Annotated in this window: 20 protein-coding genes and 2 pseudogenes; 11 read left to right on the top strand and 11 right to left on the bottom strand. The window is 40.6% G+C overall.

The genetic code is table 11. The annotated features are described in order from the left end of the window. Positions 1 to 64: 64 nt before the first annotated feature. A complete protein-coding gene (locus tag F0145_RS20170) occupies positions 65 to 508 on the bottom strand; it encodes a hypothetical protein (protein ID WP_150091320.1) in 444 nt (147 codons plus the stop codon). Between the two features lie 359 nt (positions 509 to 867). Between F0145_RS20170 and F0145_RS20165 the strand changes: the two genes are divergently transcribed. After that, positions 868 to 1,467: a DJ-1/PfpI family protein gene (locus F0145_RS20165; RefSeq protein WP_150091317.1), complete on the top strand. Its 600-nt coding sequence runs from the start codon at positions 868 to 870 to the stop codon at positions 1,465 to 1,467. A gap of 1,768 nt (positions 1,468 to 3,235) precedes the next feature. After that, positions 3,236 to 3,400: pseudogene (locus F0145_RS27060) on the top strand (DUF1016 N-terminal domain-containing protein); the annotation flags it as partial. 473 nt (positions 3,401 to 3,873) lie between these two features. On the opposite strand, the gene F0145_RS20150 reads toward F0145_RS27060, so the two are convergent. Further along, entirely contained in the window at positions 3,874 to 4,758 is an 885-nt protein-coding gene (locus tag F0145_RS20150) for a universal stress protein (RefSeq protein ID WP_150091315.1), read from the bottom strand. A 297-nt stretch (positions 4,759 to 5,055) separates the two neighbouring features. Between F0145_RS20150 and F0145_RS20145 the strand changes: the two genes are divergently transcribed. The 5 genes from F0145_RS20145 (at position 5,056) to F0145_RS27050 (ending at position 6,733) form a co-directional block, all read left to right on the top strand. Then, positions 5,056 to 5,520: a DUF6992 family protein gene (locus F0145_RS20145; RefSeq protein WP_223816169.1), complete on the top strand. Its 465-nt coding sequence runs from the start codon at positions 5,056 to 5,058 to the stop codon at positions 5,518 to 5,520. A 56-nt stretch (positions 5,521 to 5,576) separates the two neighbouring features. Then, a complete protein-coding gene (locus F0145_RS20140) occupies positions 5,577 to 5,873 on the top strand; it encodes a transposase (RefSeq protein WP_150091311.1) in 297 nt (98 codons plus the stop codon). A 137-nt stretch (positions 5,874 to 6,010) separates the two neighbouring features. Then, the gene (locus F0145_RS20135; protein WP_150091308.1) at positions 6,011 to 6,265 is read left to right on the top strand and encodes an IS3 family transposase; all 255 of its coding nucleotides are present in this window, start codon (positions 6,011 to 6,013) and stop codon (positions 6,263 to 6,265) included. 60 nt (positions 6,266 to 6,325) lie between these two features. Continuing rightward, the gene (locus tag F0145_RS27055) at positions 6,326 to 6,520 is read left to right on the top strand and encodes a DDE-type integrase/transposase/recombinase (protein WP_394349599.1); all 195 of its coding nucleotides are present in this window, start codon (positions 6,326 to 6,328) and stop codon (positions 6,518 to 6,520) included. A 3-nt stretch (positions 6,521 to 6,523) separates the two neighbouring features. After that, positions 6,524 to 6,733, top strand: a complete 210-nt coding sequence (locus tag F0145_RS27050; RefSeq protein ID WP_150091306.1) for an integrase core domain-containing protein — start codon at positions 6,524 to 6,526, stop codon at positions 6,731 to 6,733. 232 nt (positions 6,734 to 6,965) lie between these two features. Here the strand turns inward: F0145_RS27050 and F0145_RS20120 are convergent, their stop codons facing one another. Continuing rightward, positions 6,966 to 8,897: an adenylate/guanylate cyclase domain-containing protein gene (locus F0145_RS20120; RefSeq protein ID WP_150091304.1), complete on the bottom strand. Its 1,932-nt coding sequence runs from the start codon at positions 8,895 to 8,897 to the stop codon at positions 6,966 to 6,968. 973 nt (positions 8,898 to 9,870) lie between these two features. Between F0145_RS20120 and F0145_RS20115 the strand changes: the two genes are divergently transcribed. Next, positions 9,871 to 10,080: a hypothetical protein gene (locus F0145_RS20115; RefSeq protein ID WP_150091302.1), complete on the top strand. Its 210-nt coding sequence runs from the start codon at positions 9,871 to 9,873 to the stop codon at positions 10,078 to 10,080. Between the two features lie 128 nt (positions 10,081 to 10,208). On the opposite strand, the gene F0145_RS20110 is transcribed toward F0145_RS20115, so the two are convergent. From F0145_RS20110 to F0145_RS20085, 6 genes are all read right to left on the bottom strand, one after another. Then, the gene (locus tag F0145_RS20110; RefSeq protein WP_150091300.1) at positions 10,209 to 10,523 is read right to left on the bottom strand and encodes a hypothetical protein; all 315 of its coding nucleotides are present in this window, start codon (positions 10,521 to 10,523) and stop codon (positions 10,209 to 10,211) included. A 261-nt stretch (positions 10,524 to 10,784) separates the two neighbouring features. Next, positions 10,785 to 12,281, bottom strand: a complete 1,497-nt coding sequence (locus tag F0145_RS20105) for a calcineurin-like phosphoesterase C-terminal domain-containing protein (RefSeq protein ID WP_150091298.1) — start codon at positions 12,279 to 12,281, stop codon at positions 10,785 to 10,787. An 803-nt stretch (positions 12,282 to 13,084) separates the two neighbouring features. Next, positions 13,085 to 13,366 (bottom strand): hypothetical protein, encoded by a 282-nt coding sequence (locus F0145_RS20100; protein WP_150091296.1) that lies wholly within the window; start codon positions 13,364 to 13,366, stop codon positions 13,085 to 13,087. A gap of 388 nt (positions 13,367 to 13,754) precedes the next feature. Next, positions 13,755 to 15,110 (bottom strand): alkaline phosphatase family protein, encoded by a 1,356-nt coding sequence (locus F0145_RS20095; RefSeq protein WP_150091294.1) that lies wholly within the window; start codon positions 15,108 to 15,110, stop codon positions 13,755 to 13,757. Between the two features lie 137 nt (positions 15,111 to 15,247). Next, complete coding sequence (locus F0145_RS20090; RefSeq protein ID WP_150091292.1) at positions 15,248 to 18,406, bottom strand: TonB-dependent receptor; 3,159 nt, start codon at positions 18,404 to 18,406, stop codon at positions 15,248 to 15,250. A 772-nt stretch (positions 18,407 to 19,178) separates the two neighbouring features. Continuing rightward, the gene (locus F0145_RS20085; RefSeq protein WP_150091290.1) at positions 19,179 to 19,385 is read right to left on the bottom strand and encodes a hypothetical protein; all 207 of its coding nucleotides are present in this window, start codon (positions 19,383 to 19,385) and stop codon (positions 19,179 to 19,181) included. A gap of 85 nt (positions 19,386 to 19,470) precedes the next feature. On the opposite strand from F0145_RS20085, the gene F0145_RS20080 reads away from it, so the two are divergent. Together F0145_RS20080 and F0145_RS20075 are read left to right on the top strand one after the other, a co-directional pair. Then, entirely contained in the window at positions 19,471 to 20,805 is a 1,335-nt protein-coding gene (locus F0145_RS20080) for an APC family permease (RefSeq protein WP_150091288.1), read from the top strand. 249 nt (positions 20,806 to 21,054) lie between these two features. Next, on the top strand, positions 21,055 to 21,558 hold the full coding sequence (locus F0145_RS20075; protein ID WP_150091286.1) for a hypothetical protein: 504 nt from the start codon (positions 21,055 to 21,057) through the stop codon (positions 21,556 to 21,558). 266 nt (positions 21,559 to 21,824) lie between these two features. On the opposite strand, the gene F0145_RS20070 is transcribed toward F0145_RS20075, so the two are convergent. Together F0145_RS20070 and F0145_RS26895 are read right to left on the bottom strand one after the other, a co-directional pair. After that, complete coding sequence (locus F0145_RS20070) at positions 21,825 to 22,451, bottom strand: PDDEXK nuclease domain-containing protein (protein WP_394349598.1); 627 nt, start codon at positions 22,449 to 22,451, stop codon at positions 21,825 to 21,827. Continuing rightward, a pseudogene (locus F0145_RS26895) lies at positions 22,428 to 22,580 on the bottom strand (DUF1016 N-terminal domain-containing protein); the annotation flags it as partial. The gene F0145_RS20070 and the pseudogene F0145_RS26895, both read right to left, overlap by 24 nt. Before the next feature lie 629 nt (positions 22,581 to 23,209). Here F0145_RS26895 and F0145_RS26890 point away from each other — a divergent pair. Next, entirely contained in the window at positions 23,210 to 25,615 is a 2,406-nt protein-coding gene (locus F0145_RS26890) for a TonB-dependent receptor (RefSeq protein ID WP_150091282.1), read from the top strand.

Here is a 25,615-nt window from a genome sequence, read left to right as displayed (position 1 = left end):
ATATATTATTCTTTTTAAGTTAAGTCTAATTATACTGGCCCTGGGCTGAGGAAGTTAATTTTAATTAATCCCAGTAAGTAATGGCGGTAGTTGCCTGGCCATCCTCTGCAAATACTTTCTTCAACTCCTGATTATTTTTTTCTAACTGCACCTGGAAAAATATTTTACCGTCTTTCTGTATTTTTTCCGCGTCATCTACCTTGTAATCGGCAAAACTTTTCTGCAGCGTACCCGAAAGCACCGCTGGTATTTCGGTTACCGGAATATCTTGTTTGTACATAACAATGTTACCGGAAGCATCTATTAAGGCCGTAAATTCGGTTTGGTTTACATCATAATCTGCTTCGTACAAATTTTTCTTTTTCTCCCATTCAATATCTACGGCATTGGGAAATTTAGCCATTAAAGCATTATTTACGAGTGCCGGTACCCGCTTGGCATTAATATCCTGGCTACAAGCTGCAAACCCACTACTTAGTAAAAGGCCTAAAAAAATAATAAACCGCATAGCTTTAAATTTTAAGTTTTAAATAAATTTTAATCAAAGCTCGGGCACAAAACCGGAAAAAAATGGGAATAGCCAGCAAAACAACTGTATTCCTTTATTTAAAAATCAATAGTTAATATTTACGGTCCGAAATGATTAACCTATAAAAAGTCTATTCTCATAAATAAACAGGTTACTAATAAATTTTTACGCTCCTACTTAATGGTTTCATTATCAGGATAGCTTATAAAATTTTTGTTGTGCTTTTAGTATTGATTTTTAGTACAACTAGAAGGAAATTTTGTAATGCCTTGCCACCATAATATTATATTTAAAAAATATTACAGATATTTAAAGTTCTCTTATCCTAAATTAATTTTATGAATAACAATAAAAAAGTTCTGATTATAACTGGTGATGCGGGTGAAAGTTTTGAAATCCTGTATGCCTCGCACCGGCTGCTGGAAGCCGGCTACCAACCTGTAATTGCCGCACCCGCTGTAAAACGAATGAACCTGGTGATGCACGATTTTGAACCGGGTTGGGATACCTATATAGAACGCCAAGGTTACCTGATAGAATCTGACCTTTCGTTTGACGATGTAAATCCGGCTGACTACCATTGCTTACTTATTCCGGGTGGCAGAGCGCCCGAGTTTTTACGCAATGATCAACGGGTACTTAATATTGTTAAAGCGTTTTATAACAGCAATAAATACATATTTGCTATTTGTCATGGCGTTCAGATATTGGTAACCGCTGGACTCGTAGATGGCCGTAAGATTGCTTGTTACGAACATGTAAAATTTGAAGTTGAATCTTGCGGTGGTATTTATGAGAATGTAGAACAGGCCGTTCAGGACGGAAGAATTGTTACTGGCAAAACCTGGCAGTCGCAGCCTGAATTTTACAAACTTGTATTTAACTGTCTTGAAAAAGCAAAAGAAACAGAACCGGAAACTCAGGTGGTTTTAAATTAACCATCGCGAGTGTTTGTTTGTAAGTAATAAAACCTCTAATCATTTACACCCATAATAAAGGGCTGCATGTTCCTGAATAAGTAAATTATTTAAACAGGCAGAAATTGCTAAGCGGGCATATACAATAAAAACTAAGGTCTATAAAAGAAATTTTATAAGGTAAATTTTACCGGGAAAAGATAAATATTTATTGCTGAATAATACCAAATAGTAAAAAGCAGTTTCCATAGCAGAAAAGAATAAATTATCTCACTTATCTGGGTCATTCTGGAAGAATTTTCTGATTAGATAACGCAGAAGATTCTTCTGGAATGGGCGAGTTAAACAGGACGCAAAAATAGCCTTCATCTATAGCAGGTTGTTCATGCTACTTGGAGTAGGATAATAGCAACTAGTTTAAATAATTTGCTCACTTAAAAAGCGATGCTGGTAAACTATGAGTTTAAATGCCCGATTTAGCGGAGCAAGCAAAACAAAAAAGCCTTTGAATGTATAATTCAAAGGCTTTTTTTTAATAAGTACTATCAGCAGAGAGGATGGGATTCGAACCATCTTCCCAAAGCCTTAATAATCAATAATTTACATTCTATCTATAATTCCTACTCCACGAATCACGCAAGAAAATTGACTGTACTCCTTTAATGGAATAAAATTACCACTATTTAGTATCTAACCAAAAGATTTACCTTTAAAAAAGCTATTCAAAATAAAAACTCTGTTTAGAAGAAAGGATTTCTCTCCATTTAAAGGGTATAATACTCCGGCAAAATTATACCACGAAATAAGTTTAGGAGTAATAACCTAAAAGAGTGGTAAAGATGAAAAAAGTAAGGAGAAAATTACAGTTGCATTCAAAGCCTAGGTAGTGCTAAAAGCATTAAAAAGTGCGGGAGACGTTAGCCGCCTTTTCATTTTGAAATATACCCGAATCAGATATCACATTGGAAGCAGGAGTTTGTTTTGAACTCCCAAGTAGTGTTCTCCTGGACAGTAGGAAAAGAACAAGAAAAAGAGATAAATCTAGAAGTGCTGTATGCTAAATTGGGTAGTTGGAGATGGAGCGGGATTAGACCCGAAGCTGACACACGTCTGCAGGTCAAAAAACGCTTGAATAAGAACGGACTATACCTGAGCACAAGTTAGTGATATGCCCGCACCATAATTTGAGCATTCGCCAACAATGCAATCTGCTCCCCCTTTGCAGGCAGGGCCGTTAAGTTCTAATTTTAGAGCCTAAATTGATTTAAATTTTTAGAAAATTAGAGTATGTTTTTTATCTAATTTTTAAATTTTTATTCAATTCCATAATAGCTCTTGAAATGAAAATTTCTCATACAATTAGAACTTAACAGCCCTGCCACTTTGCAGGGCTTTCTATTATGTGCCCGAGCAAGAGTATGCCAATAACCTCCGCATTTGCAATTGATGGATGCTCATATACAGTCGAGGTGCTGACGATGCAATCCAGGCTAGCATATTAGGGTCTTAAAGGGGGTACGAGCGGGTAAGAAGGCTAATGTGCTTGGCTACCATACGACCTATTTACCCCAGAAAGCATTTGACCCCACTGGGCGATAAGCAGTACATCTACCCTTATTTGCTTAGGAACCTGAAAGGGATATTCTTTCAGCCATTAAACAGATGAAAGCATCCGCTAGCGCCAAATTTTATCGGGCCATCAACAGTTTATTACTCGAAAGCTGTTGGCAGATAGGAAAGCTCATTTTGCAAGACGGACAACAGGGCACTTCCAGGGCAAGCTTTTGGAGAAAAGATATTAAAGAACCTGGCTCATGCGCACACTCAGAAATTCGGAAAGGGATTCAACGTCTGTAACCTAAATAACATGCGGGCATTTTTCTTGGCTTTTTCAATTTGGAACGCACTGCGGTCCAAATTGAGTTGGACACATTACCGCTCCTTTGCCGGCTAGAAGCAGAATAAAAGCGCCTCTACTATATCAGGTATTCGGTTGAAAACGGCTGAAATAATCGGGAACTGGAACGCAATATCTACACCTTGTACTTTGAGCGGAGCCTAGCAGAAAAGTCAGGGTAAAAGGAAAAAGAGCCAACAGCAGAGAAGATTGGAAAAACAGGAAAATAGCTCATCAAAGCCCCTTTGCTTTTTGAGTTTTTAGGGGTACTTGCAGGGGAAAAATTAACCGATAAAGTTATAGAAAACGCTCTTATACCCATCGAATCGGTCAACGACTTTTTGAAAAATATCTGCCAGATTGAGCATATCCGATACTGCTCTAAAACCAACTGGCTGGTTAATTTTAACCTCGGTTTAATCGTGTACTCCTTTTTGCCCAACAAACGAAAGCTCAAGTTTTAGCCTAAAATGCTTGATCTAATAATTAGAGTAGTATTAAATCGAACTCTTTTTAATTAAATAAATTAACTAGTGAGTTTCCTGAGATTTCTGCTGCTTGCTTTTGGTAGTTTTCTTTACAGAATAAGGTTTTGAAGGTAAGGCGAGTAACGGTATCTGGCTGCGATAAACCAATTGTTCCGATACGCTATTGTGGAAAATTCTCTCCAGCATATCTGGTTCATAAACAGATAATGCCAAGATATCAATTTGGTTTTCCCGCACAAAAGTTTCTATTCCGGCAATTATATCATTTTCTTTTATTTGCGAAAAGCTAAAGTTATTCTCTGGAAAATCTCTCTTTATTTTACGCAAAATTTGCTGGTCGCTCACCAAGTCGAGTTGATTTTCGCTTTTAATATTAAAGATGGCTATTGAGGAGCCAAGCGGTTCAGCAAATTTCACAAGCTGTTTCAAGTACATTGTTTCTTGGCTTTCAAAATTAGAAGCATAAGCTATAGTCTTTATAAATTTAAGCTGTACACCTGACGGAATTGCCAGAACTGGGCTAACCGCTTGTTTAATAAAGCTAGCGGTATTGGTACCAAAAATTTTATCGAGCCAATCATGCGCACCTTTTGTGCCCATTACAACCAAGTCAACTTGCTTGCTATAAACCAAATCGTTTAAAGGTTTGAGGAAAGGACCTGGCACACATATGGTTTCCACCTCTAAATTACTATCGAACCGTAAACGGATGTATTTAGCCAGATTTTGGAGCTTGTCTTGGTAATATGCTACCAATCTATTATCGGTTCTGCGGATGAAAGGATTACCAGGAAACTCTACTACATCTGGCTCTATGGCGTGCATTAGAATTAGTTTACTATTGGTAGATACGGCTATTCCAGCAGCGTAATTAATGGCATTAGCAGCATTAGTAGAAAAATCAGTGGGAACAAGAATCGTTTTCATGGTATTAGAAAGTTATAGTTCATATTTTTAAATCAAGGTAGCAGTTGTTTTCAAACAGGTTAGTATTCTGTCAACACCTGAAATTACAAAGGCTATAACCTATTTGTAATGATTTTAGTTAGTAAGTTGAGTGATACTAATCATCATTCCCTTTATTAAAAGAAATTAACCCCCATTTTTTTCAACTTAGCCTGTTTAAAATTAGCCATGTTTTCTTTTCTCGTTAAATCACCAATTAGGCATTAGCTTTCACTAATGAATAGAATGGAAGAAAAACAAGTGCTTTATTCCTGAAAAATGACAATATTTTTTTTCTGTACTTCTAACCTCAAGCCCCTCTTGCTACAGGCATGCCCATTACTACAGGCTATTATTTTACTAGGCCTATCCTACTCTAACAAAGCCCAGCCGGAAGCTTCTTTGAATTTTGATAGGCGGATGAAACAACTGAAAACCGGCTATGCCACCGTGCTGGCCATTTGGGCCGGGTTGAACCTTGTAACCGGGGGAATACTGATGTTTATTGCGACGGAGGACCAACTTTCTTATTTTTCTGCCATGAACAGTAGTTGGGGGGTGGTAAACTTGGGAGTCGCCTGGTTCCTCTATTCCCACCACAATGAGGTATTTAACCAGTCCCAGACAATCCTGCAACAAATGGATCACCAGCGGCACGCTGAAAAAATGATACTGTTCAGCATTGGCTTGAATTTAGCTTTTATTGCCAGTGGCTTTGCTTTACAGCTGCTTGGGCACACGTAAGATTGAGATGCTCTAATAAATACGGACAGTTGATTTGCTTACCTTAGCAAATCAAGATGAAAGAAAAAGCAGTAACAAAGAAGCGTCGTAAGTACGATGCTGGTTTCAAAGAAGAGGTTCTTAGAATGGTATCCAGTGGCCGTCCTGTGAACGAGATAGCTCAGAGTTTGGGCATAGGGGAAAACCTGATTTACAAGTGGAAGAGCCGGTATGTGCATATGGCTCATCAGCCTGAAGAATTGAAAGGAATAGATTTTGCGCAAGTGGAGGGACTTAATCGACGTATTCGGGAGTTAGAGACCGAGCGGGATATTTTAAAAAAAGCCTTGGCCATTTTCAGCCGGCAGACCTGAGTAAAACTTATGGTTTCATTAAAAGCCATAGTGGCAGTTGGCCGGTGCACACGCTTTGCCTGGTGTTGCGGGTGAGCCGCAGCGCCTACTACCGTTGGCTCACGACAGGTGATAAAGTAGACAAAAGGGAAGAAGAAATGGAAAGACTTATTCAGCAAACGTTTCTGGAACACCGCAGACGTTACGGAGTTCGTCGTTTAGTGGCTGAGTTACAGGATAAGGGCTTGGAGATAGGAGCTTATAAAGTGCGGCTGGTGTTACAAAAATATGGACTCAAGGCTATCCAGCCCCGCAGTTTTGTTCCCCGAACCACCAACAGCCGTCATCCTTACCCGATAAGTCCGAATCTGCTGTTGGACCTTGCTTTTCCCACGGCTCCAAACCAGGTGTAGGTAGGAGATATCACCTACATTCCCTTGGCCGGCGGCGGATTTCTCTATTTAGCTGTGTGGATGGACTTGTACTCAAGAAGAATTGTGGGCTGGAAATTGGAAGCGCAGATGCAGGAGGAGTTGGTGATAGCGGCCTTGAGGCAGGCGCTCGCCATCCGAATCATTGCCGAAGGAATGGTGCTGCACTCGGACCGGGGCGGACAGTACGCTGGTAAGGTGTTCAGGAAGTTGTTGGACCAGCATCAGATACGCTAGCGTATGAGCCGGGCCGACAATGCTTACGATAATGCTTTTATGGAGTCCTGCTTCAGCCGATTCAAAACAGAGCTGCTCGAAGACGGGGCTTTTGAAAATAAACAGGATGCCCAGACCGAGATCATTGAGTACATTGAAATGTACTACAACACCAAAAGAAGGCATTCGGCTTTAGGCTATAGGAGTCCTTTGAATTATGAAAACATACACTAACTTTATAACGCTTAAGCAAATTTACTGTCCGTCTTTTTCGACACACCTCAGTGAATGTCCTGGAACATGTCCTTACCATCAAGCAAGGTTTCTAACCTGCGAATCCTAAAAGTCAGAGAAATTTTTGGTTCGCTTGATGTTGGCTTAATTTCCCTTATTGGAATTGTTTTCATTTCCGTCTTGGTAACAAGAAATCCTGCAGGTATGAGACCTTAGCAGTGCGGGTAATGGGTTAAATGTATTCAACCAGGTTCAGCTGCTCTTTTAATAACTGGTACCGGGGGTCGTCCGACGCTACTTTGAACAGCGGGTGCTCAATAATAATGGCTACCGGCCCCATCCTTTTTTCAACACACAGAAATAAATAATAAAAAGCTTTATCTTTTTCGCCTAAGGACCACCAAATCATGGCTAAGTCGGCATCCAAAACCACTCCGGGTTCTTCCGCTTGCCGTCGCTCTATCTTACTAATACAGGCTAATGCTTTTTCGGTTTCTCCTAATTTTCCATAAGCACACCCTAATGATGTAAGCCCTTTTAAGGGATGCTTTGTTAATCGGTGGACTTCTTCAAATATTTCGGCAGCCTGCTGCCAATCTCCTTTATGGCCGGCACACCAGCCTTTTAATTCTAAAGCTACCGGCAGCTGCGGATGCAGGTCTAACAACCATTCAACTTGTTTTGATGCCTCATCCGTTCTTCCCGCATGGTTGTAAGCATCTACCAGGGACTTGTTAACTAGCAGCGACAAGGGGTCTACCTGCAAGGCTTTTTCCATAATAGTCACCGCTTCTTGCTTTTGCCCGATAATCATATAATAGAAAGAAAGCATCTGGTGAGCACCCGTGGTAGCCGGATTAAGTTCTATTGCTTTTAATAATGCATCATAGCCCTGTTGCCATTGCCAATCGTATAACAAATAAGCCGAACCCTTAGCCGCATATCCCATTGCCAGGGAATTATCCAGTTGTAATGCTTTATCACTATACAGATGTACCAATGCAAAAGCTTCCTTAGGTTGCATTTGGCCGGTTGCTCCCAGAAAAGTATAACCTGCTGCCGCCATAGCATAAGCCTGGGCATAATCTGGTTCAAGGGTAATGGCTTTTTCAAAACAGGCTATTGCTTTTTTTACATCCATGGGCGTTATTTTATTATGATAATGTAAGCCCTGCAAGAAAAGGGTATAAGCCTCCAGATTTTGGGTGGGTACCTTTACCAGTGTTTCCTCATGTTCTTTCGCCGTCAAATTCTCCCGCAGCTTATTGGCGATAATACTGCTAATCTCATCCTGCACCTGGAATATATCAGTTAGGTTCCGGTCATAATTTTCACTCCAGATATGATAACCGTCCGCGGCATTTATTAGCTGCGCGGTAATGCGTACCCGGTTTCCCGCTTTCCGCACACTTCCTTCCAATATTTTGTCTACGTTTAGCTGGATGCCAATTTCCCGTATATCCGTGTTCTTTCCTTTAAAAGCAAAAGCCGAGGTTCTGGAGGTTACCTGAAGACCATTAACTTTAGTTAGTGCATTGAGTAACTCTTCTGTAATACCGTCACTGAAGTATTCATTTTCAGCATCGGCACTCAGGTTTACAAAAGGCAGTACTGCCAAGCGATTAGTGGGCTCTTTGGTTTTTCCTCTTAGGACATCACGGGTGGGAACGACCAGACCTTTGTTATCGATAGCAAAAATGCGGACAGGCCTTATTATGTTCTTGAATTCAAAGTAGCCCATTTCCCGAGCGGAAAGGGTTTCCTGGTTTTTTATTTCGTCAAAAACCTTTTCTGAAATGAAAATAGAGCCCGGTACAGCAAGAGATTCAACCCTGGATGCCAGGTTAACGCCATCGCCATAAATAGTTTCTTCTTCTATGGAAATATCGCCCGAATGTATACCTATTCGCAAATCTACTTTAGGTTCCTGCCGTAAGGTTTGTTGTATAAGCAGGGCACATTTAACGCTATCAACTGCGCTGTTAAAAATGCTTAAAGCACCATCGCCATAGTATTGCAGAATTTTTCCATTATGTCCAGAGACAGAAGTTTCCAAAACTTGCTTTAGTCTGCGCCGCTTTTCTTTGGCTGATTGCTCGTTTTGTTGCATCAGAGCAGTATAACCAACCATGTCGGAAAACATTATGGCAGCAAGTTGACGCATACCTGAATTAGTTAAGATAAAGTTGAGTACTATTGCAGGTACGTCTTTCTACTTTATAGCCTATGTGGGTGTAGAACACCTACAAAAACTATTTAGAAATAATATATGAGTTAGAAAGTCCCATGCTTGGTTTCATTCCTATAAGATGATGTTGACGCTTATCCTTATTCTTCAGGATAAGTGCAAAGTCCAACAGTTATCGGGGTCAGGGTGAATATAATTAAATTTTTGGTTTTAAACAATTTTGAACCAGAATAGAATATATTAGAATTTTCTTACTTTAATCTAATATTTTATATCACTTGCTTTACCTGTCTTATTCTAGAGATTTTCTCTAAAAAGAACCTAATTATGATAAAGAAAAAGGCCTGGGCGTACCAGGTATTTTTTGCTGAATATCTAAATTAAAAAAGCAACTCGCGAAAAGCAACTCGCAAATCAAATTATTTTTGTGATTTTAAGACCGCATCCGAAAGATAAAACAAACCAGAGAACTCAAGTATAGTAGCAAGCAGCAGCATCTATTTTATAGTTTTCCATGTTCCGGAAAACTATAAAAAATCCAGAGAACAGCGCCAATTTAACATAAAACTTGTTATAAGCTTGTTGCCATTGCCCTTGGAAAAGGGTTGCTGTAATTAGTAAATATAGGTGGAAGTTCTTCCAAGAATTCGGTATGAATTAAACACCTGGGGTTTCCTTTTACCAAAAGGGGCTTTAGTTATGCTGCTTAACGAGAGCTATTAGATGGCTTAACGGATTAGAAAACCTTTTTATTATGCCCAAAATGGTTGGTAAGAGTTAAAGAAGACGGCCCGTTTAGCGGCGACTCTCTGAAATTACTAATTTTAAGGAAAATAATGCGGCAGTACCAAACAGGGTTTCTTGGGCGATAAACTTATCGTAATCATATGATAACTTAAAAATAACCTCCTAAAAAGGGTATCTGCGATTTACCTTCGTAAATTTAGATATGCAAGACCAAAAAATAATCTCTCTAGGATTTGAAACCAACCCAGGCTCTTGGAATGTGAGAGCTTCCCTTTTTGACTTAGATTTGACAAATAAATTTGAGCCCTATTTCAAAGAAGGTTATTCCGTAAAATCAATTACCCATCTTCAAACGATAGACCTGCCGGATAAACAAATTATTCAGATAGTAGTCCATTTAGATAAAAGGTAACCTGCTCCGTAAAGCTACCGCCTTACCATCACAGTACATCGTAAAACCCTTATTATGCTTCTGACAGGTGATGGATTGTAAATTCTAAAAGGTTACACTACCTTCTGAAACAAGTATCAACCGACACCTTATCTAGAATGCTTCGCTTTCCAGTCGATAAAGCTTTTATACCAGTACCAGATTAGCAAAGAAAAAGTAATTACTAACACCCCAAAATTAGCAACAGCAACCAAGTCTCCTTTCTGCTCCCTGGCCCAAGGCAGGATTATCCAGTTCAGGTGTAAAATAAGCCCTGCTATAAGGCTTACGCAAGAAAGAAGAGGAGTTGTTTTACTATCCATTACTTGGTTTGCTTCATTTATTTCCTCCCAAAGCAGCAAGCCCAATACTGCTACTAGTAAAATTAATATTAGGGCACTATGAATAAAGATTAGCTTTTCCATAAAAAATTTGCTATTTATAACAAAAAATAAAGCCGGTTGAAAACCGGCCTTATTAAATGATCAACAAACATGAAATAATTTCTAAGCTACTTATGAAACTACAGGTACAAATTAAGCTTGTTTACTTTAACGCTACGTAACCATAATATTAAGTAAGTATTAAATTATATTGCACCAAATAAGGCAGAAAAGAAAATAATTGAATTTAGAGATTTTATAATTATAAAATGCTAACCTTTACCAGTGCATATTTTATGTACTTTAAACGGTTAAAGAATCAGAAAATACCTGGCCAAACCGATCGGTAACTTCTATTTTTATTTCTTTTGCCTGACTAGATGGTTTGGCAAAGAATAGGTGGTCAGTTAAAGTAGGGTCCACAAATTTATGTTTTTGGGGTAACGCTGCTCCTGCATGTAATTCTACCGAAAGTGGATCAAGCCCCACCTCCCTTTTCATTTCTCCTTTATTATTGCCGTTTTCAAACCAGGTTACTTTCCATTCAGGGTCCCAATTCCAAACATTTACCACAATTTCGTCGGGCCGGTCAGGCACACTGCCTTTGGGATAAATCCGGAACTGATGGTTTTTATCTTTACCTACTGATTTATAATACCACTTTAAATCACTACCGTTTACCTCGTAAACGCCGTAGCCGCTGGGAGTGCCATCGGTACATATTGGTCCGGTCCACCAGGCCCCACAAACGGCACCGTGCGTGTGCTCAATAGTATTTTCTTCTAAAACTTTCTCGCACACATGTGTATGGCCCGACATGATGTGTGCTTTATAAGACTTTAAAATCCGGTATAACTCTGCCCTATTTGAAACCACACCACCAATGGCATCTTCCTTTAAATTATTCCGTCTTTTATTGCCACTGTTTACCGGGATGTGCAACGAAACCACTACGGTGGTGCCGGGCTTCACATAACTTAAATCCTGCTCCAGCCATTGCAATTGCTTTTCGGTGAGGTAACCAATATATTTCTTGGCGGTGCCGATAAAAAATACATCGTCTAGCACGACATAATGGATTTCACCCCGGTTAAAAGAATAATAACTTGGGCCAAACAAACTCTTAAAAGTTTGGGCCGAACCATCATCCGTTCGGGCTTTGATATCCATATCATGGTTACCAATTACCTGGAAGAAAGGAACACCAGTTACTTCCACAGCTTTCTTGTAATCATCGAACAGCTCAAATTTATCCCAAACCAGGTCGCCGCAGCCAATGGCGTGCATTAAGGTATTACTGCCATATTGCGCTACTAAGTTTTTCAAGTCCGGAGCCGAAACAGTTATTAATTGCTCAGCATCGCTTTTATCTATTATCTGCGGGTCAGCCCAAACCACAAAATTATGCTTAGTATCATCGGTAGTTAATTGTTGTAGTTCAAAATCGGTGGTAATGGCCGTGTTGCCGGCTTTGATGGGCTTAAAGAACTGGGTAATGCCTTTTTCCTGCGGAAAAGCATAACCCCGGGGAATAGATATATATACGAATTCGGAGGTAGCATTGCTGTTTAAAGCATACCGGCCAGCTTTATCAGTTAAAACAATATTTAGGCCATCGGTAACTGCCACGCCCGCAATGCCTTTGCCATTCTGATGAACCTTACCTTTTAAAGAAATAGGCGTTAGGTTGTATTTCTGCTCGTAACGGTTAGCTACTTGCTGCGCCTGAACGGTCGAAACAGGTAAACCTAATCCCAAACCAATAGTACCCAGGCTTTGTAAAAATTTTCTCCTAAACATGGTTTTATATTATTTATTTTTTGGCTTTAATCATTGAATAAGACATGTTTAACCTTAATGGTTATTAAGGATAAATTATTTATAAACTTATTGAAAAAGATTTTCACCTTTTTATAATTGCTTAATCATTGATTTAAGAGAAGCAAAGATATTTTAATGATGTTATGGTATGGTTAAGGATGTTTTACTGAATTGTAATGCTTTGTTATTAAGGTAAAATACCTCAGAAGAAGGATTTTTGAAATAGAAGGCTGGAGTGAAAGACATTACAATTTTAAATCCCATTTAAAAGTAAGAATATCATTTAACTTTATTAATTCTTCCTTATTTAATTAATTGAATTCGTTGCAGCATATACAAAGCGAAATACGTGTTAGTGGTTGCTTAACAAATTCTTGATAGAAGCTTAACTTCCAAAATGTATATTCCTGAGGGGTTTAGACTAAGTTTGTAATGCTTTGATGAGGGGCTTACAATTATTTGGTTGATAAAATCAAGAATATAAATGGACGGATTACTATTTACTATTTTAGAAAAACTGGTGGTATCAACCCTTAGTTACGAAGATAGTATAAATTGTCTTTACTATGTTGATACATTGATAGACAAAGATGAAAGTCCGGTGAGTTATATTAGATACCAACTTATTAAGATTAAGATTGAACTCCGATTAAGAGAAATAAAAAGAAGAAATCAGAGTGGTCAGCACTGTTAAGTAATTATTTTCCTTTTTACCCCGCAGTTCAGGCTTACTTAAAGAGCTATATTATTATCATTAAGGTACTTTCATAGTAAATAATTAACTACACTTTTCGTCTTATTTCATCCAAAATAATAGCTGCCGCCTTATCTACCTCATCTCTGGAGTAATCGGGGAAAAAATCAATAACACAAACAGAAAGGCGAAGGTCCAGCATGTGCGCGTAATGGATGCTAAAAAGTTGGTCTTTTTCGTTTACGTAATACTCCACTTTTTCTAACCCTGGCGATAAGGCACAACGCTCTAAAGTATGACAATAAAAAGTTTTCTCTTCTGTGACATACCCGCTTGTTATTACTTCTACCTGTTGCATGCTGGGCTTCATGTCACTAAAGAGCGTATTGAATTTTATAACTGCCATGATTTTCTGATTTAAGATTTTGATAAAGATACCCTACAGATTTCCTTCTCGCTGTTAAGAAATTGTTATCATTCACTGAGGCTCAGAATCCTAGATTTGTGAATGGTCCTGTTTAGCTATTCATAGAAGGGATTTTTGCCATCTGCTCGCTTTCTCTGATCCGGACTAACTCCTCTATCCGTTCCCAGGTGTTTTTTCAATTTTTCCGGTCGGTGTATGAGCTAATTCAACTTTATTATAATTAAAAACTTATACAATAATCAAATAAGTGCAAAATATAGAATCCCATAATAAAGATAGGAGACCTTTTCAGCTGAGAAGGCCTTCTTAAAATTTCCATTTCTATTTATAATTATTTTGCTACAGCTCTTAATACCGTTGGATTGGAAGTTGCAGCTGAATTTAAAGAAACACCTAGAAGCTGGCAAACTATGGGGGCAATGTCTTCCAGCCCCATCAGCGATAAAGTAGTTTTGGTCTTAAAACCAGACCCATAACCGATGAACCCAGTTTGTATTTCTTTAAAATCCGGAAAGTAACCATGGGTGCCCCCTTTCGCTGCTTTTAAAATTTCACCATCGGTAGCAGCACTCATGGTTACGCCAGGTACGGGCGCTAAAGCTAATTCAGCATTAGGGTCAGCGCCAATTTTAGCTAGTTCCGCCCGTTCTACTACCCGAAAAAGCTTTTTCTGTGATTCAGGTAATTCTGAAAGTATTTTTTTGACTTTGTTAAACGTTTTAATATCTTTTTTATCTTTCAGATATAAAAAGGCGGCAGCTCCGGAGGTATGAAATTTAGTTTTCCATTCTCCTTTTCCAATACCTATTAAGCCATTTCTAGCCAAGGCAATATTCGGCGAAAAGCTTTGATTAATATCCACAAAGCCATGGTCGCCGGTAACAATTACCGCGGTACTTTCTCTAATACCTGCCTTTTCAATGGCTTCTAAAATATTGCCCACCGCTCTATCAGCAGTAGCCACCGCTTTTCGTACGTGTTCGCCTTCCCGTCCTTCCACATGAGCTGCATGGTCTACGGTAAAAATATGAAAGGTTAATAGATTGGGTTTGTAGGTTTCGATTAGATAAGCTGCCATCCGGCTGCCGTTTTCGTCGGCAATCATGTAATCGCTGTTTAAATCTTTTTCCTGGAGTTTACCCGTGGCATTTTGCTCAATCTCCTCAAACAAGCCCTTTGGGAAAGCTCCTTTGCGAATGGGAGATACCCGGTCTACAGTTTTATCTATCGACCATACTTCCGGAATGTTATAATCTACGGGAGCCCCCGCAGATACAGGCCAGAAAACAGAGGCTGACTTTAAGCCGGCTTTATGCACGGCATCCCATAAAGTTTCGGTTTTAATTAAGTTTTCTTCCCAGTACCAACGTCCGGTTGGGCCATCTGGCTCAAATGGGGCATTGTAGTAAATTCCGTGTTGAGCGGGCATAACCCCGGTAAGAATGGTGGTATGAGATGGATAGGTTACACTTGGAAAAACACCACGCACACCATTTGCCTGCACGCCACTCATGGCCATTTGACGTAGGTTAGGCGCGGCCCAGGAATTATCTTGATAAAATTCTGGGCGGAATCCATCGATACTGATGATTATTACGTGCTTGGCCAATTGGCTAAATGCCTGACCAGAAATAAAAAGGCTCAGGCATATAAATGATAGTAAATGTTTTATGGTTAAGCGATACATGTTAGCGTAGGTATTAATAAGTTTTATGCTGACCAGCAATTTTTTAAATAATTGGCTTTGAATAGTGCCTTAAGGTTTTGGTTTAAAAATAAAGAGAGCTTCTTTTGTGGCTCTCTTTATTTTTAGTTGTTATGGTATTAGAAAGAATACCGGGCACCTAATTGAATCTGGTAAGGGTTACCGTTGAGGCCGGATACCCCACTGGCCCGGTTCACGTTGTAAACAAATCGTTGGGTTGCCTGATCGAAGCTTCTGATGGAGTACAGGTTTTGCTTGCCCAGATTGTGGCCAATGCCCCAGTCCCGGTTAAATAGATTTCCTACGTTGAAAATATCAACCGAAGCTTCCAGGCCGTGATTGTTAAATAACTTAAACCGTTTGGCAAGCCTAACATCGAATACGCCGTAAAAATCATTAATACCGCCGTTGCGCTCCGCCACTTGACCTAGATTCTGACGAATGTAATTTTTAATGCTTTCTTCCGCATCTGGGTTGTCCAGAATGGCCTGAATGCCCGTGCGCAGATATTCCGGCACTTCATTATTATTAGGGTCGTAGATGAAAGCCAGGTCGTTTGAAGAAACAAAATCACCGTTAGTGTTGCCGCTTACCGCCAAAGAATAGCGCGTGCCGCCAATACCCGAGTAACGCACGCTGAACGTGGTTCCCCAAACACTTGGCGCTGTGCCATAAAATACCACCTTGTTCCGGAACTGATTATCTGCATAACTCATCCGGCTTAGGTCTCTGGGGTCATCTTCTACCATTAAAGCCAAAGTAGCGGTGTTGGCCACGTTACCGTTGTAAGAAGTATTGTCTTTAGAGTCGTTCCAGGTGTACGAAGCTGTAATTTGTCCGTCCCGGAAATACCGATAAGTTCCGTCTATTACTACGGCATATTGGTCTTTTCTACCTTTGCTGTTTAACTCAAGCACCCGACCTACCTGGGTGGTTTTTCGGCTGTTTACCCAGTTAACGATGCCTTTATCCGTAATGGTCGAGGCCGGTACATAAACACCCCGGTTTCCTTCTGGTACTATCCGGAAGTAGGGTTCTTCCACCATATTGCGGTCAACGTACATATAGTTGTTACGTGCCCAAGAAGCATAGCCGCTCACCCCCATGCGTAACCGGTCGCTGAAAAAGTGGTTAAGCGAGAAATTGGTTTTATAAACAACCGGCACTTTAGCATCTTTGCTGTTGGTGTTAATCGTTAATAACCTATCTATGCTGGGATTGCTAAAAAGCTCAGTTCCTGGGGCAGTGGCTGGGTTTTCGCGGTAGCCCGGAAAGTTGGGCTGTGGTACTAAATCTCCCTGAATTTCCACCGAAGCTACCCTGGTTCCGTCGAACAACATGTTGTTGATCATGGAATACGGGTTTAAAGCCGAACCAAAAACACCGGCTCCAAAACGGATAATATCCCTGCTTTGCTCATTCACGTCCCAGGTAAACTGTACGCGGGGCTGCAACTGGGTCGTATTAATTACATTATCGGTACGCAAACCCAGTTTATTAAATACCAGCGGGCTAATATTGGCTTTGTTCAGGTAGCGGGTATTATCCAGTCGCAAACCCGCCATCACATCCAGCCCAGGGGCTAGAGTAGTTTCCATTTGCGCGTAAGCGCCAGTAGCTAAAGAATTCACCACGTTGCTGGGGTCGGCCAGCAAATTAATTTCCCGGGCGTACCGGTATGGCGTCTGGTTTCTAAAGTTTTCCAGACCGTTAAAGTAAAAACGACCGTTCATTTCACTGCCATACAAGGAATGCATCCGGTTGTACATCAGGTCTAAGCCAAAAGTATAATTGATTTTGCCGGTATTGTAATAGAAATTATCTACTAGCTGCACCACATTGCCCTTAAACCATTCCGGCGAAAAACGCTGTCCGCCAATCTGAATAGAATTAAAGTAGGTGTTGGTTCCGGAAACTGATTCTACGTTTTCAACGATGGCCCGTGGTATTCCATCCGAAGGAAGTTCCGGACTCGGAATAACGGCTTCGTCCTGGAAGAAATGCTGTACTTTAAATTCGTTGGTTATTTTGGGGGTCAGGCTTGACCGTAGCGAAAGCATTAAACTGTTGTCTAATTTCTTCCGGTCGATGTACGATTCCAGGGCATTAATACCGGAGTTGTCGCCTTCTGATAAAAGGTCGTTTTCGCGCACGAGGTTGTTGCGCAAGGTTAAAAGATGCTTGTTATTTAACTGCCAGTCAATCCGGGCAAAAACAGCGTCGGTTCCTTTGGTTTTGCCAAATGCGCCAAACTGCGGATTGTTCGAAACCCCGTATTTATCGCGGGCAATATCCAGGAAGTTATCGAGCGTTTCCTGGGTTACCCGGTTGGCGGCTTCGTCGGCGGCCGACTGGATGTTGGCAATAAACAGCGGGCGGGAATCGGCCTGGTGGTCCCAGGCAACAAAGAAGTGCGCTTTGTCTTTTAAAATGGGCCCACCTAAGGAGAATCCATACTGATTCGTGGAGAAGTCCTGGGTTCTTCTGTTTCCTCTTGGGTCATAGGGGCTCGAAAGCCAATCGGTCCGCGTGAAGTTAAAGGCACTACCCGACAGCTTGTTCGTACCGGATTTGGTTACTGTGCTAATGGTACCGCCACCACTACGGCCCATGGTTACATCGTATTCATTGGTTACTACTTTAAATTCGCGAATTGCTTCCATTGAAATGGAATAAGCACTGGACGTAGAACCACCGGCAATGGTACCGCGCGAAGTCATTCCATCCACAGTAAAGTTGGTAGAGGAAGCAAGCTGCCCGCCCAAACTCGTACCGTTACTTAAAGGCGAAAGATCTATTAAAGAAGTAAAATTACGGCCATTTACCGGCAATTTGGCAATATCTTTGGCAGTAACAGGTGTAGAAGCTCCCAAGTTTGGAACGGTGCTTTTTAGCGTATTAGCAGCTATAATTTCAACCGCCTGCAGTTCGGTGGCGCTGGGTGCTATTTGGAAATTCAGCCGCAACTGGTCCCCCTGGCTAAGGGCGTAACCGGTTTTCTTTTGTTGGCTAAAACCAATATAAGATACCGTAACCGAATAGGGCGACCCCAGAGGCAATTGTTTAATAATGTAGTCGCCATTTAGGTCGGTTACGGTTCCGGCCTGAAACCCGGTAGATTCATTTCTGACCAATACCGTAGCTCCGATTATGGGGCCGGAATTTACTTCAGTTACTTTCCCAATAATAGTTGCTTCATTACCTTGCCCAAACAAAGGTACGTACGAAGAAAATAAGATGGTAAGCAATACCATACATCCTGTAAATAGTTGTTTCATTTTTGTTGATTTAAGGAGTGATAATTGTAGTAAAATCAGGTTAAATCTTTCCTTTAATACCTTCGAGAGTGTGGTGCAGCAGTTTTGGGAGGGTAGGATTAATTAATTCATAATAAAGCTCCAATGCTTCAACACCACCCAATGGCCATATTTTGAAATGTTCTGGTAAGCGTTATTGGATATTGGTCAGAGATGTTTTTAGATTGATTAAACCTGTTTTTATGCTCGTAAAAGTAGGTCGGCAATGTTAAGGCTGTATTAACCGATAATTATAAAACTATTAAATAACCTAATGTTTCATTTCAGCCATGCTTTTCGTCATGGCGGGTTTTGTAGGGTTGACCGGTGCGGAGGAGTAAGGGATTGTTCAGGTTGAAACAGCTGGAGAATATGACAATCCTCTTTTGCAGGCCTGAAGTTTCGCTAGCAGAGGTGATACACTAAGATTAAATACCATTATTCATTAAAGCTACCGTCCTAGAAAACCTCTTGGCAGTTTCTAGTCCTAAAACAAGTTGACAGAACTTTCTCAAAAAAGGACGGAATTATGCGATTGAAAAAGACCTCGTTCTAGCAAATCTTTTTGCTGTAAACTAATTTCATAAAGCCATCTCAAAAAGGAGCGCGGAATTATAATTCGTGAGATGAATGAGCTGAGACAAACAAGTAGGAGTAATTTCTAACAATAAACAGGTAGTTAGTCCTTAAGGTCCAACGCACTTTTCCTTCCATTTAGGAATATGCTATCGCAGAGAAAGCACCAAGAAACCCTTTAATTTAGGCTCGAATCACCGTAATCACAATTAGCGGCTTCGTTGAAGGTCCAGAACTGCTGTACCTCTACGACAGCCTGATACTTATTCTTCAGCTTATTTACAGTTTCATCAAATATAGCTCGGTTGCTTTCATCCTGGTAGATAACACGGGCTACTTTCTTCAAGCAAGAGGCGGCGCCTGCGGGTTCCGTAAAATTGTACATTGGTTTCCCAAAACAATTAATTTAACACCAATGTTCTAAGTAAAGCGCCAACTTTGTAGTTAGGTGACAAATTAAATATTGTTTTATGCAGGATACTTCTAGCAGCTTTCATACAGAAGAAGGTTTAAAAAGAGAAATAGGACTTTGGGGGCTGACTTCAAATATTATAAATGTTGTCATTGGCTCCGGCATATTTGTTTTGCCAGCTGTAGTTAGCCAGGGACTGGGAGCCGCTGGAATACTGGCTTACCTGTTTTGTGGATTCCTCATAACCATAATCATGCTTTGCTTTGCCGAGGTAGGAAGTAAAGTAACCATGACGGGAGGTGCTTACGCTTACATTGAAGCAGCCTTTGGGAAATACTTTGGCTTTCTAACCGCAAACCTATTTATTTTTGGGGCTTCCTTGATGGCAACGGCGGCGGTTGCCAATGCACTTGCTGATACTTTGTCTTACTTGATGCCAGTATTTGGAAATAAACTATTTAGAGCAGGTTTTTTTATCTTCATGTTTTCGGGTTTAACAATCATAAATGTACTCGGAGTAAAGCAAGGGATTACCCTGGTAAAACTTACAACTATTGCCAAATTGACACCGTTATTACTATTGATTATTTGGGGAACAACAGAAGTCTCTGTGCAGAACCTAAAATGGGATAGAGCACCATCAATAAATGATTTTGGCACCATTTCACTTATTTTATTTTTTGCCTTTCAGGGAGCAGAAAATGGTTTAAGCGTCAGTGGGGAGGTTAAAAACCCTAAAAAAACAATCCCTAACGGAATCTTTCTGAGTTTATCCGTTATTCTTTTACTTTATATGGCAGTGCAACTGGTTTCTCAGGGAATTCTGGGTGACTCATTTCCCGATTATAAAGCGGCTCCCTTAGCTGAGGTGGCCAAAAGAATAATAGGTCCTTTCGGAGTGACATTAATGATAATTGGGGCTTCCATCTCAATGTTTGGTTATTTAAGTGGCGACCTATTAAATATGCCTAGGGTGTTATTCCGTTCTGCCAAAGACGGGGTAATTCCTATAAGACCATTAGCGCTTATACATCCGAAATTTGCTACTCCCTATGTTTCTGTAATATCATTTACAGCTTTAGGCTGTTTTCTGGCTATTACGGGTGAATTCAAACAGTTAGCAATCTTATCCTCCTCGTCTGTGCTTTTAATATATTTAGGTGTTGCCTTAGCGGTAATTAAGTTAAGGATAAAGAATAAGGCTGACCCCTCATCCTTTCAAATTTATGGGGGATATACTGTTCCAATTCTGGCAGTTGTAACAATTATCTGGTTCCTATCAAACCTTACAAAATCGGAAATGATTGGAATATTTATTACCCCTGTAGTATTAAGTTTATTGTTCTACCTACTAAAGTATTTCAAAACTCGTCGTTCCAGAATTTACGTGTAAAAAGTAAATAATTGTTTTGTTTTTGAAATCAATTCAAAAGAAAGGGTTAGGAGTTACAGGTCTCTCTTTAACCCTTAACCGTGTAGGTACGCCTGAAAACAGAACAGTTTAATAGGAGAGAACACCTTGGTTTTAGAACATAGAAGGAAAACAGCCATACTGATTTTGTTTAGCATAACTGGACTTATATGGCAGCTACCGTCTTGCATATTTTTGAAGTTGTGCAACTCATTTAATAAAATATGAATAATGAAAGCTTCAACTATAAGAAGTCAATTGCTGTTCTTATTCCTTATATCTCTATTGTTTATAAGCTGCCAGAAAGATGATATTAAGGCAGCTTTCAAGGGTTATTTAGTTTTCGGACACTTTTATGGCGAGTGTGCCGGAGGAGAGAATTGTGTTGAGAATTATAAACTGGACCAAAATCAGTTATTGCAAGACACGAAAGACCTTTATCCCTCTTTTTCTAAATTTTACGAAGGTAATTATGTAAAATTAAGGCTGTCGCAGTTTAATATTGCAAAAGATTTAATCCATAACTTTCCCCGTGATTTATGCAAAGAGTCCGATAAAGTGATTGGGCAACCGGATGCGGGTGACTGGGGCGGACTTTACCTTGAGTTCAAACACAAGGGAAAAAGAAAGTTCTGGTTGTTAGACAGAAAAAAAGTAATGTTCCAACTAAGTATCATGAATTCATTGATGAAGTGGTTGAAACCATTAACAATATTCAATAATCCCTTAGTTTAACATCCTATGTATGTCCGGAATCGGCAAAGGTTCTTTTCTCCCTTTTATAAAGTTAATTAAGCAGCTAGTTCAAACCCGAAAACACTTCTGGTATAAAACGGCACCCAGTACATAAGGGCAGTAGGGAAGAAATAAAACTGCTACCTGGTCCTTTTTTTCCTACTACCCAAACCTAAGTGCTGTTTCTTTCGTTCCAGAACCTGGTGCTGCAACTGTCCGATTTGTTGCTTCTACTCTATTTGATTGATTGCTTTGGTTTTGCCACCTTATTCTTCAGCTGGAGGGTTTAACCGGTTTTGAGCTTCTTCTATGGATTTGTGCAACTTGGCCCGGAGCCAATCCAGGGGCGGCAGTTCCGTTAAATAAGTGGCTACGTGAATACCGGACTTATCTAATTTCAAGAGCTCAATCATTTCGTCGCTTTTTTCGGCACATAAAAGCAATCCTAATGGTGGGTTCTCTCCCTCCTGCCGTTCGTATTTGTTTAACCAGCGCAGATAAAGCTCTAACTGGCTTTTGTATTCCGGTTTGAATTTTCCCAACTTTAATTCAATGGCTACTAACCGCTTCAATTTGCGGTGATAAAACAGCAGGTCCATGTAATAATCTTCTTGGTCGATAGTAATTCTTTTTTGCCGGGCCAGGACGGCAAAATCGCTGCCGAACTCTAAGATAAAATGCTGCAGTTTCACCAGTATAGCCGTCTCTAAATCTTTCTCGGCAAAAGTATTTTCCAGTCCCAGGAAGTCGAGCATATAGGGGTCTTTGAGAAATAAATCTACACTCATCACTCTCGCTTCCCGCAGATGCTTTAAGTCGTGGTAAATGGTATCCGCTGGCTTTTTGCTAATGGCGGTCTGTTCGAAAAGCAGGCTGTTTATCCGTCTGCCCAATTCGCGCACACTCCAACCTTTGTTGGCGTACATGGTGAGGTAGAATTCTCTCTTCAGGGCATCTTTGAGTTTAATGATTTCCACCAGGTGCGACCAGGATAATTTTGACGACAGTGTCGTCAAAATGTGTTCGTCCGGAAAAGGTAAACTCCTGAAATAGTTTTACACCAAATGTATAACACCATAAATGTGCTTGTAGAGTTAATTACAAATCAACATGCCGGATAGTAAACAACGGCCCGCTACCAAGATGCTAGTAAAAAGGGGTGTATTCGGGAGAAATTTCCCAGCTCTTTTTCCCTGATTTTACCTTTCTTTTAATACAGGATTAAACTTGGGGCTCTCCGGTACTCCAAGGATTGAAAATTTAATTGTTTGATTGTTTGCAAAGAGGTCTAGCCTATCCAGACCTTTTTGCTTCATTATTATCCTGTAACTAAAGCCTTCCAGTAGTTTATCCTTAGCAAAATCGGTAATTTTTTACTTGCTAGTTCTGCTTACTTCAGAATTTTGCAACAAGCGAGCTGTTCAATGAGAGTAGTAATTAGCTTAGAAAGCACAGAATAGGGGCCTATTTGTAATGCAGGTATAAGTTATATAAAATTTGTAGTAATAATCAAGTCAGTATATAAATATCAGACTTCATCATCAAAATTCTTTAGGCTTTCTTATTTATAATTAATCTAAATAAAATTTGCTCTTTTCCATTTACCTCCTACATTTGCAATAATTTAAAATTATTCTAAATAAAAGAAGCTTTGACTCAACATACCAATTTCATCAAGGCCCTGTTACTAATTCTGACGTTCATTAGCTTACCTAAGACTGGCTGGGCTCAAGGCCAAGACAAAGCCACCGTTTTCGGTAAAGTAAGTTCCGCTACCGGCGAGGTTCTGATTGGGGTTAGCGTAGCGTTGAAAGATGCGAATATAGGCACTACAACGGATGAAAAAGGCCAGTTCAGAATTTCAGGAATTTCAGCCGGCAATTACGTCTTAACCCTCAGCTACATCGGATTTGAAACGCAGGAGCAGCCCATACAACTAGGAGAATCCCAAAACCTGGAGCTAAACCTCAGGCTTATAAACAAGGCTTTCGTAATGAATAGCGTTGAGATTGTGGGCAAAACAGCTACCAAGGAAATCAACGAACAGCCCTATGCCGTGACGGCTATCTCGGTAAAGGAATTACAAAACAGCTCTTCGGACGCCAAAGAGGTATTGAACCGGGTTTCCGGGGTGAAGGTATTGGAGGAAGGCGGCCTGGGTTCTAACTTAAGTTTTACCCTAAATGGTTTTTCCGGTGACCAGGTAAAGTTCTTCCTGGATGGCATTCCAATGGATAATTTCTCTTCTTCTTTGAGCCTGAGCGATATTCCGGTTAACACCATAGACCGGCTGGAGGTTTACAAAGGCGTGGTGCCGGTTTGGTTAGGCACCGATGCCCTGGGCGGAGCCGTTAATATTATTACCAATAAAAAGAATAACTTCCTGGATGCTTCGTATTCGGTTGGCTCTTTCAATACCCATCGTCTTTCTATAAACGGGGCTTATACCAACCCCACCAGCGGTTTTACTCTCCGGGGAACTGCCAACTATAATTATTCCGACAACAACTACAAGGTTTGGGTACCCATTAAAAAAGGCAACAACGTGATAGATTCGGCGGAGGTAAAACGCTTCCACGACCGCTACCGCTCCGGCACCTTGAAGTTAGAAACAGGTTGGGTGGACCAGAAGTTTGCGGATAACTTCTTGTTTGGAATTATTGCCACCGGCAACGACAAACAGGTGCAAACAGGTGCTACCATGAGCAGCGTTTATGGCGGCATCACCCGCAACAGCCAATCCATCGTACCTACCTTAAAATACAGCAAAGAAAATCTTTTTCTTAAAGGATTAAATGTTAGTTTTTCCAGCGCTTTTAATAGGACCAAAAGCGAGGTAATTGATACCCTGCGCGGCGTGCAGTATAACTGGTTAGGTGAAGCCACTTATACGCCCGGCTCTACCGATGGGGAATTAAACCGCACCTTTACTACCCTAACCGACAACGACTTTAATAGTCAGTTTAATACCAGTTACGCATTTGGCCCTAAAGTATCGTTAGCTTTCAATTATGCCTTATCTTATTTCGCCCGCGAAAGTTTTGATACCGAAAACCCGGACCGGATTGAGAATAAATTTCCGAAATCGCTAACCAAACAATTGGCGGGACTTGCGTTTAAGTTCGACCCTACTGAAAAATGGAGCACCACCGTTTTCGGCAAGTTTTACTACTTAAACGCCAAAACCAGCAAGCAGTATGATTTTGCGCAAGATAACCAACGCATAGATGCTTTCGAGTCTCAGAAGGAAAACATTGGCTACGGGATTGCCTCTACCTATTTTTTGCTGCCAAAACTACAGCTAAAGGCTTCCTATGAACACACTTACCGGATGCCCTGGGCCACTGAAATATTCGGCGATGGCTTGTTCACCACCCCTAACCCTGATTTAGGTCCAGAGCAAAGCAATAACGTTAACGCCGGGGCCGCTTACGGCTTCAATCTAGGCCCGGATCACCAGTTTAACCTAGAAAGCAGCTTTATATACCGCGCCGCAAACGACCTAATCTACCAGGTAGTAAAAGTAGCCAGCCCGGAAACCTATTACGATAACCTTAGCAAAACTCGTACGGTGGGGATAGAAGGTGGCCTACGCTACCGCTGGCGCGAAACTTTTAACATGGGCGGCAGCATGACTTTTCAGGATATTACTGACCAGGCTGATTTTGTTTTTAATGAGTCTTACACCAATACGGGCTACCAAAAGAATTTCCAGAAAGATTTCCGGGTTCCCAATATTCCCTACTTGTTCGGCAACGCTAATGCCGGCCTGACTTTCAAAAACGTGCTTACCGAAAAATCAGTATGGGGCATTAATTACTACTTTAATTTTGTGGAGCAGTATTTCCTGAGCTGGGCCGAGTTGGGCTCCAGAGACTTCAAAAAAGTAATTCCCAGGCAATATTCCCATAACCTGGAGCTTTCCTATAGCCTGAAGCAGGGGAAATATAATATTACGGCCGAATGCCGCAATTTAACCGATGCCCTCCTCTACGATAAGTATTACCTCCAGAAACCGGGCCGGGCCTTTTACTTAAAATTACGATACGTTCTTTAA

The organism is Adhaeribacter rhizoryzae (assembly GCF_008629685.1).
GTDB classification, from domain to species: domain Bacteria; phylum Bacteroidota; class Bacteroidia; order Cytophagales; family Hymenobacteraceae; genus Adhaeribacter; species Adhaeribacter rhizoryzae.
This window is presented reverse-complemented; position numbering and strand designations above follow the sequence as displayed.

Excerpts from the sequence above, each read along its gene's own strand:
- F0145_RS20170 (WP_150091320.1), bottom strand. The coding sequence starts at position 508 with ATGCGGTTTATTATTTTTTTAGGCCTTTTACTAAGTAGTGGGTTTGCA.
- F0145_RS20165 (WP_150091317.1), top strand. The coding sequence starts at position 868 with ATGAATAACAATAAAAAAGTTCTGATTATAACTGGTGATGCGGGTGAA.
- F0145_RS20150 (WP_150091315.1), bottom strand. The coding sequence starts at position 4,758 with ATGAAAACGATTCTTGTTCCCACTGATTTTTCTACTAATGCTGCTAAT.
- F0145_RS20145 (WP_223816169.1), top strand. The coding sequence starts at position 5,056 with ATGACAATATTTTTTTTCTGTACTTCTAACCTCAAGCCCCTCTTGCTA.
- F0145_RS20140 (WP_150091311.1), top strand. The coding sequence starts at position 5,577 with ATGAAAGAAAAAGCAGTAACAAAGAAGCGTCGTAAGTACGATGCTGGT.
- F0145_RS20135 (WP_150091308.1), top strand. The coding sequence starts at position 6,011 with ATGGAAAGACTTATTCAGCAAACGTTTCTGGAACACCGCAGACGTTAC.
- F0145_RS27055 (WP_394349599.1), top strand. The coding sequence starts at position 6,326 with ATGGACTTGTACTCAAGAAGAATTGTGGGCTGGAAATTGGAAGCGCAG.
- F0145_RS27050 (WP_150091306.1), top strand. The coding sequence starts at position 6,524 with ATGAGCCGGGCCGACAATGCTTACGATAATGCTTTTATGGAGTCCTGC.
- F0145_RS20120 (WP_150091304.1), bottom strand. The coding sequence starts at position 8,897 with ATGCGTCAACTTGCTGCCATAATGTTTTCCGACATGGTTGGTTATACT.
- F0145_RS20115 (WP_150091302.1), top strand. The coding sequence starts at position 9,871 with ATGCAAGACCAAAAAATAATCTCTCTAGGATTTGAAACCAACCCAGGC.
- F0145_RS20110 (WP_150091300.1), bottom strand. The coding sequence starts at position 10,523 with ATGGAAAAGCTAATCTTTATTCATAGTGCCCTAATATTAATTTTACTA.
- F0145_RS20105 (WP_150091298.1), bottom strand. The coding sequence starts at position 12,281 with ATGTTTAGGAGAAAATTTTTACAAAGCCTGGGTACTATTGGTTTGGGA.
- F0145_RS20100 (WP_150091296.1), bottom strand. The coding sequence starts at position 13,366 with ATGAAGCCCAGCATGCAACAGGTAGAAGTAATAACAAGCGGGTATGTC.
- F0145_RS20095 (WP_150091294.1), bottom strand. The coding sequence starts at position 15,110 with ATGTATCGCTTAACCATAAAACATTTACTATCATTTATATGCCTGAGC.
- F0145_RS20090 (WP_150091292.1), bottom strand. The coding sequence starts at position 18,406 with ATGAAACAACTATTTACAGGATGTATGGTATTGCTTACCATCTTATTT.
- F0145_RS20085 (WP_150091290.1), bottom strand. The coding sequence starts at position 19,385 with ATGTACAATTTTACGGAACCCGCAGGCGCCGCCTCTTGCTTGAAGAAA.
- F0145_RS20080 (WP_150091288.1), top strand. The coding sequence starts at position 19,471 with ATGCAGGATACTTCTAGCAGCTTTCATACAGAAGAAGGTTTAAAAAGA.
- F0145_RS20075 (WP_150091286.1), top strand. The coding sequence starts at position 21,055 with ATGAAAGCTTCAACTATAAGAAGTCAATTGCTGTTCTTATTCCTTATA.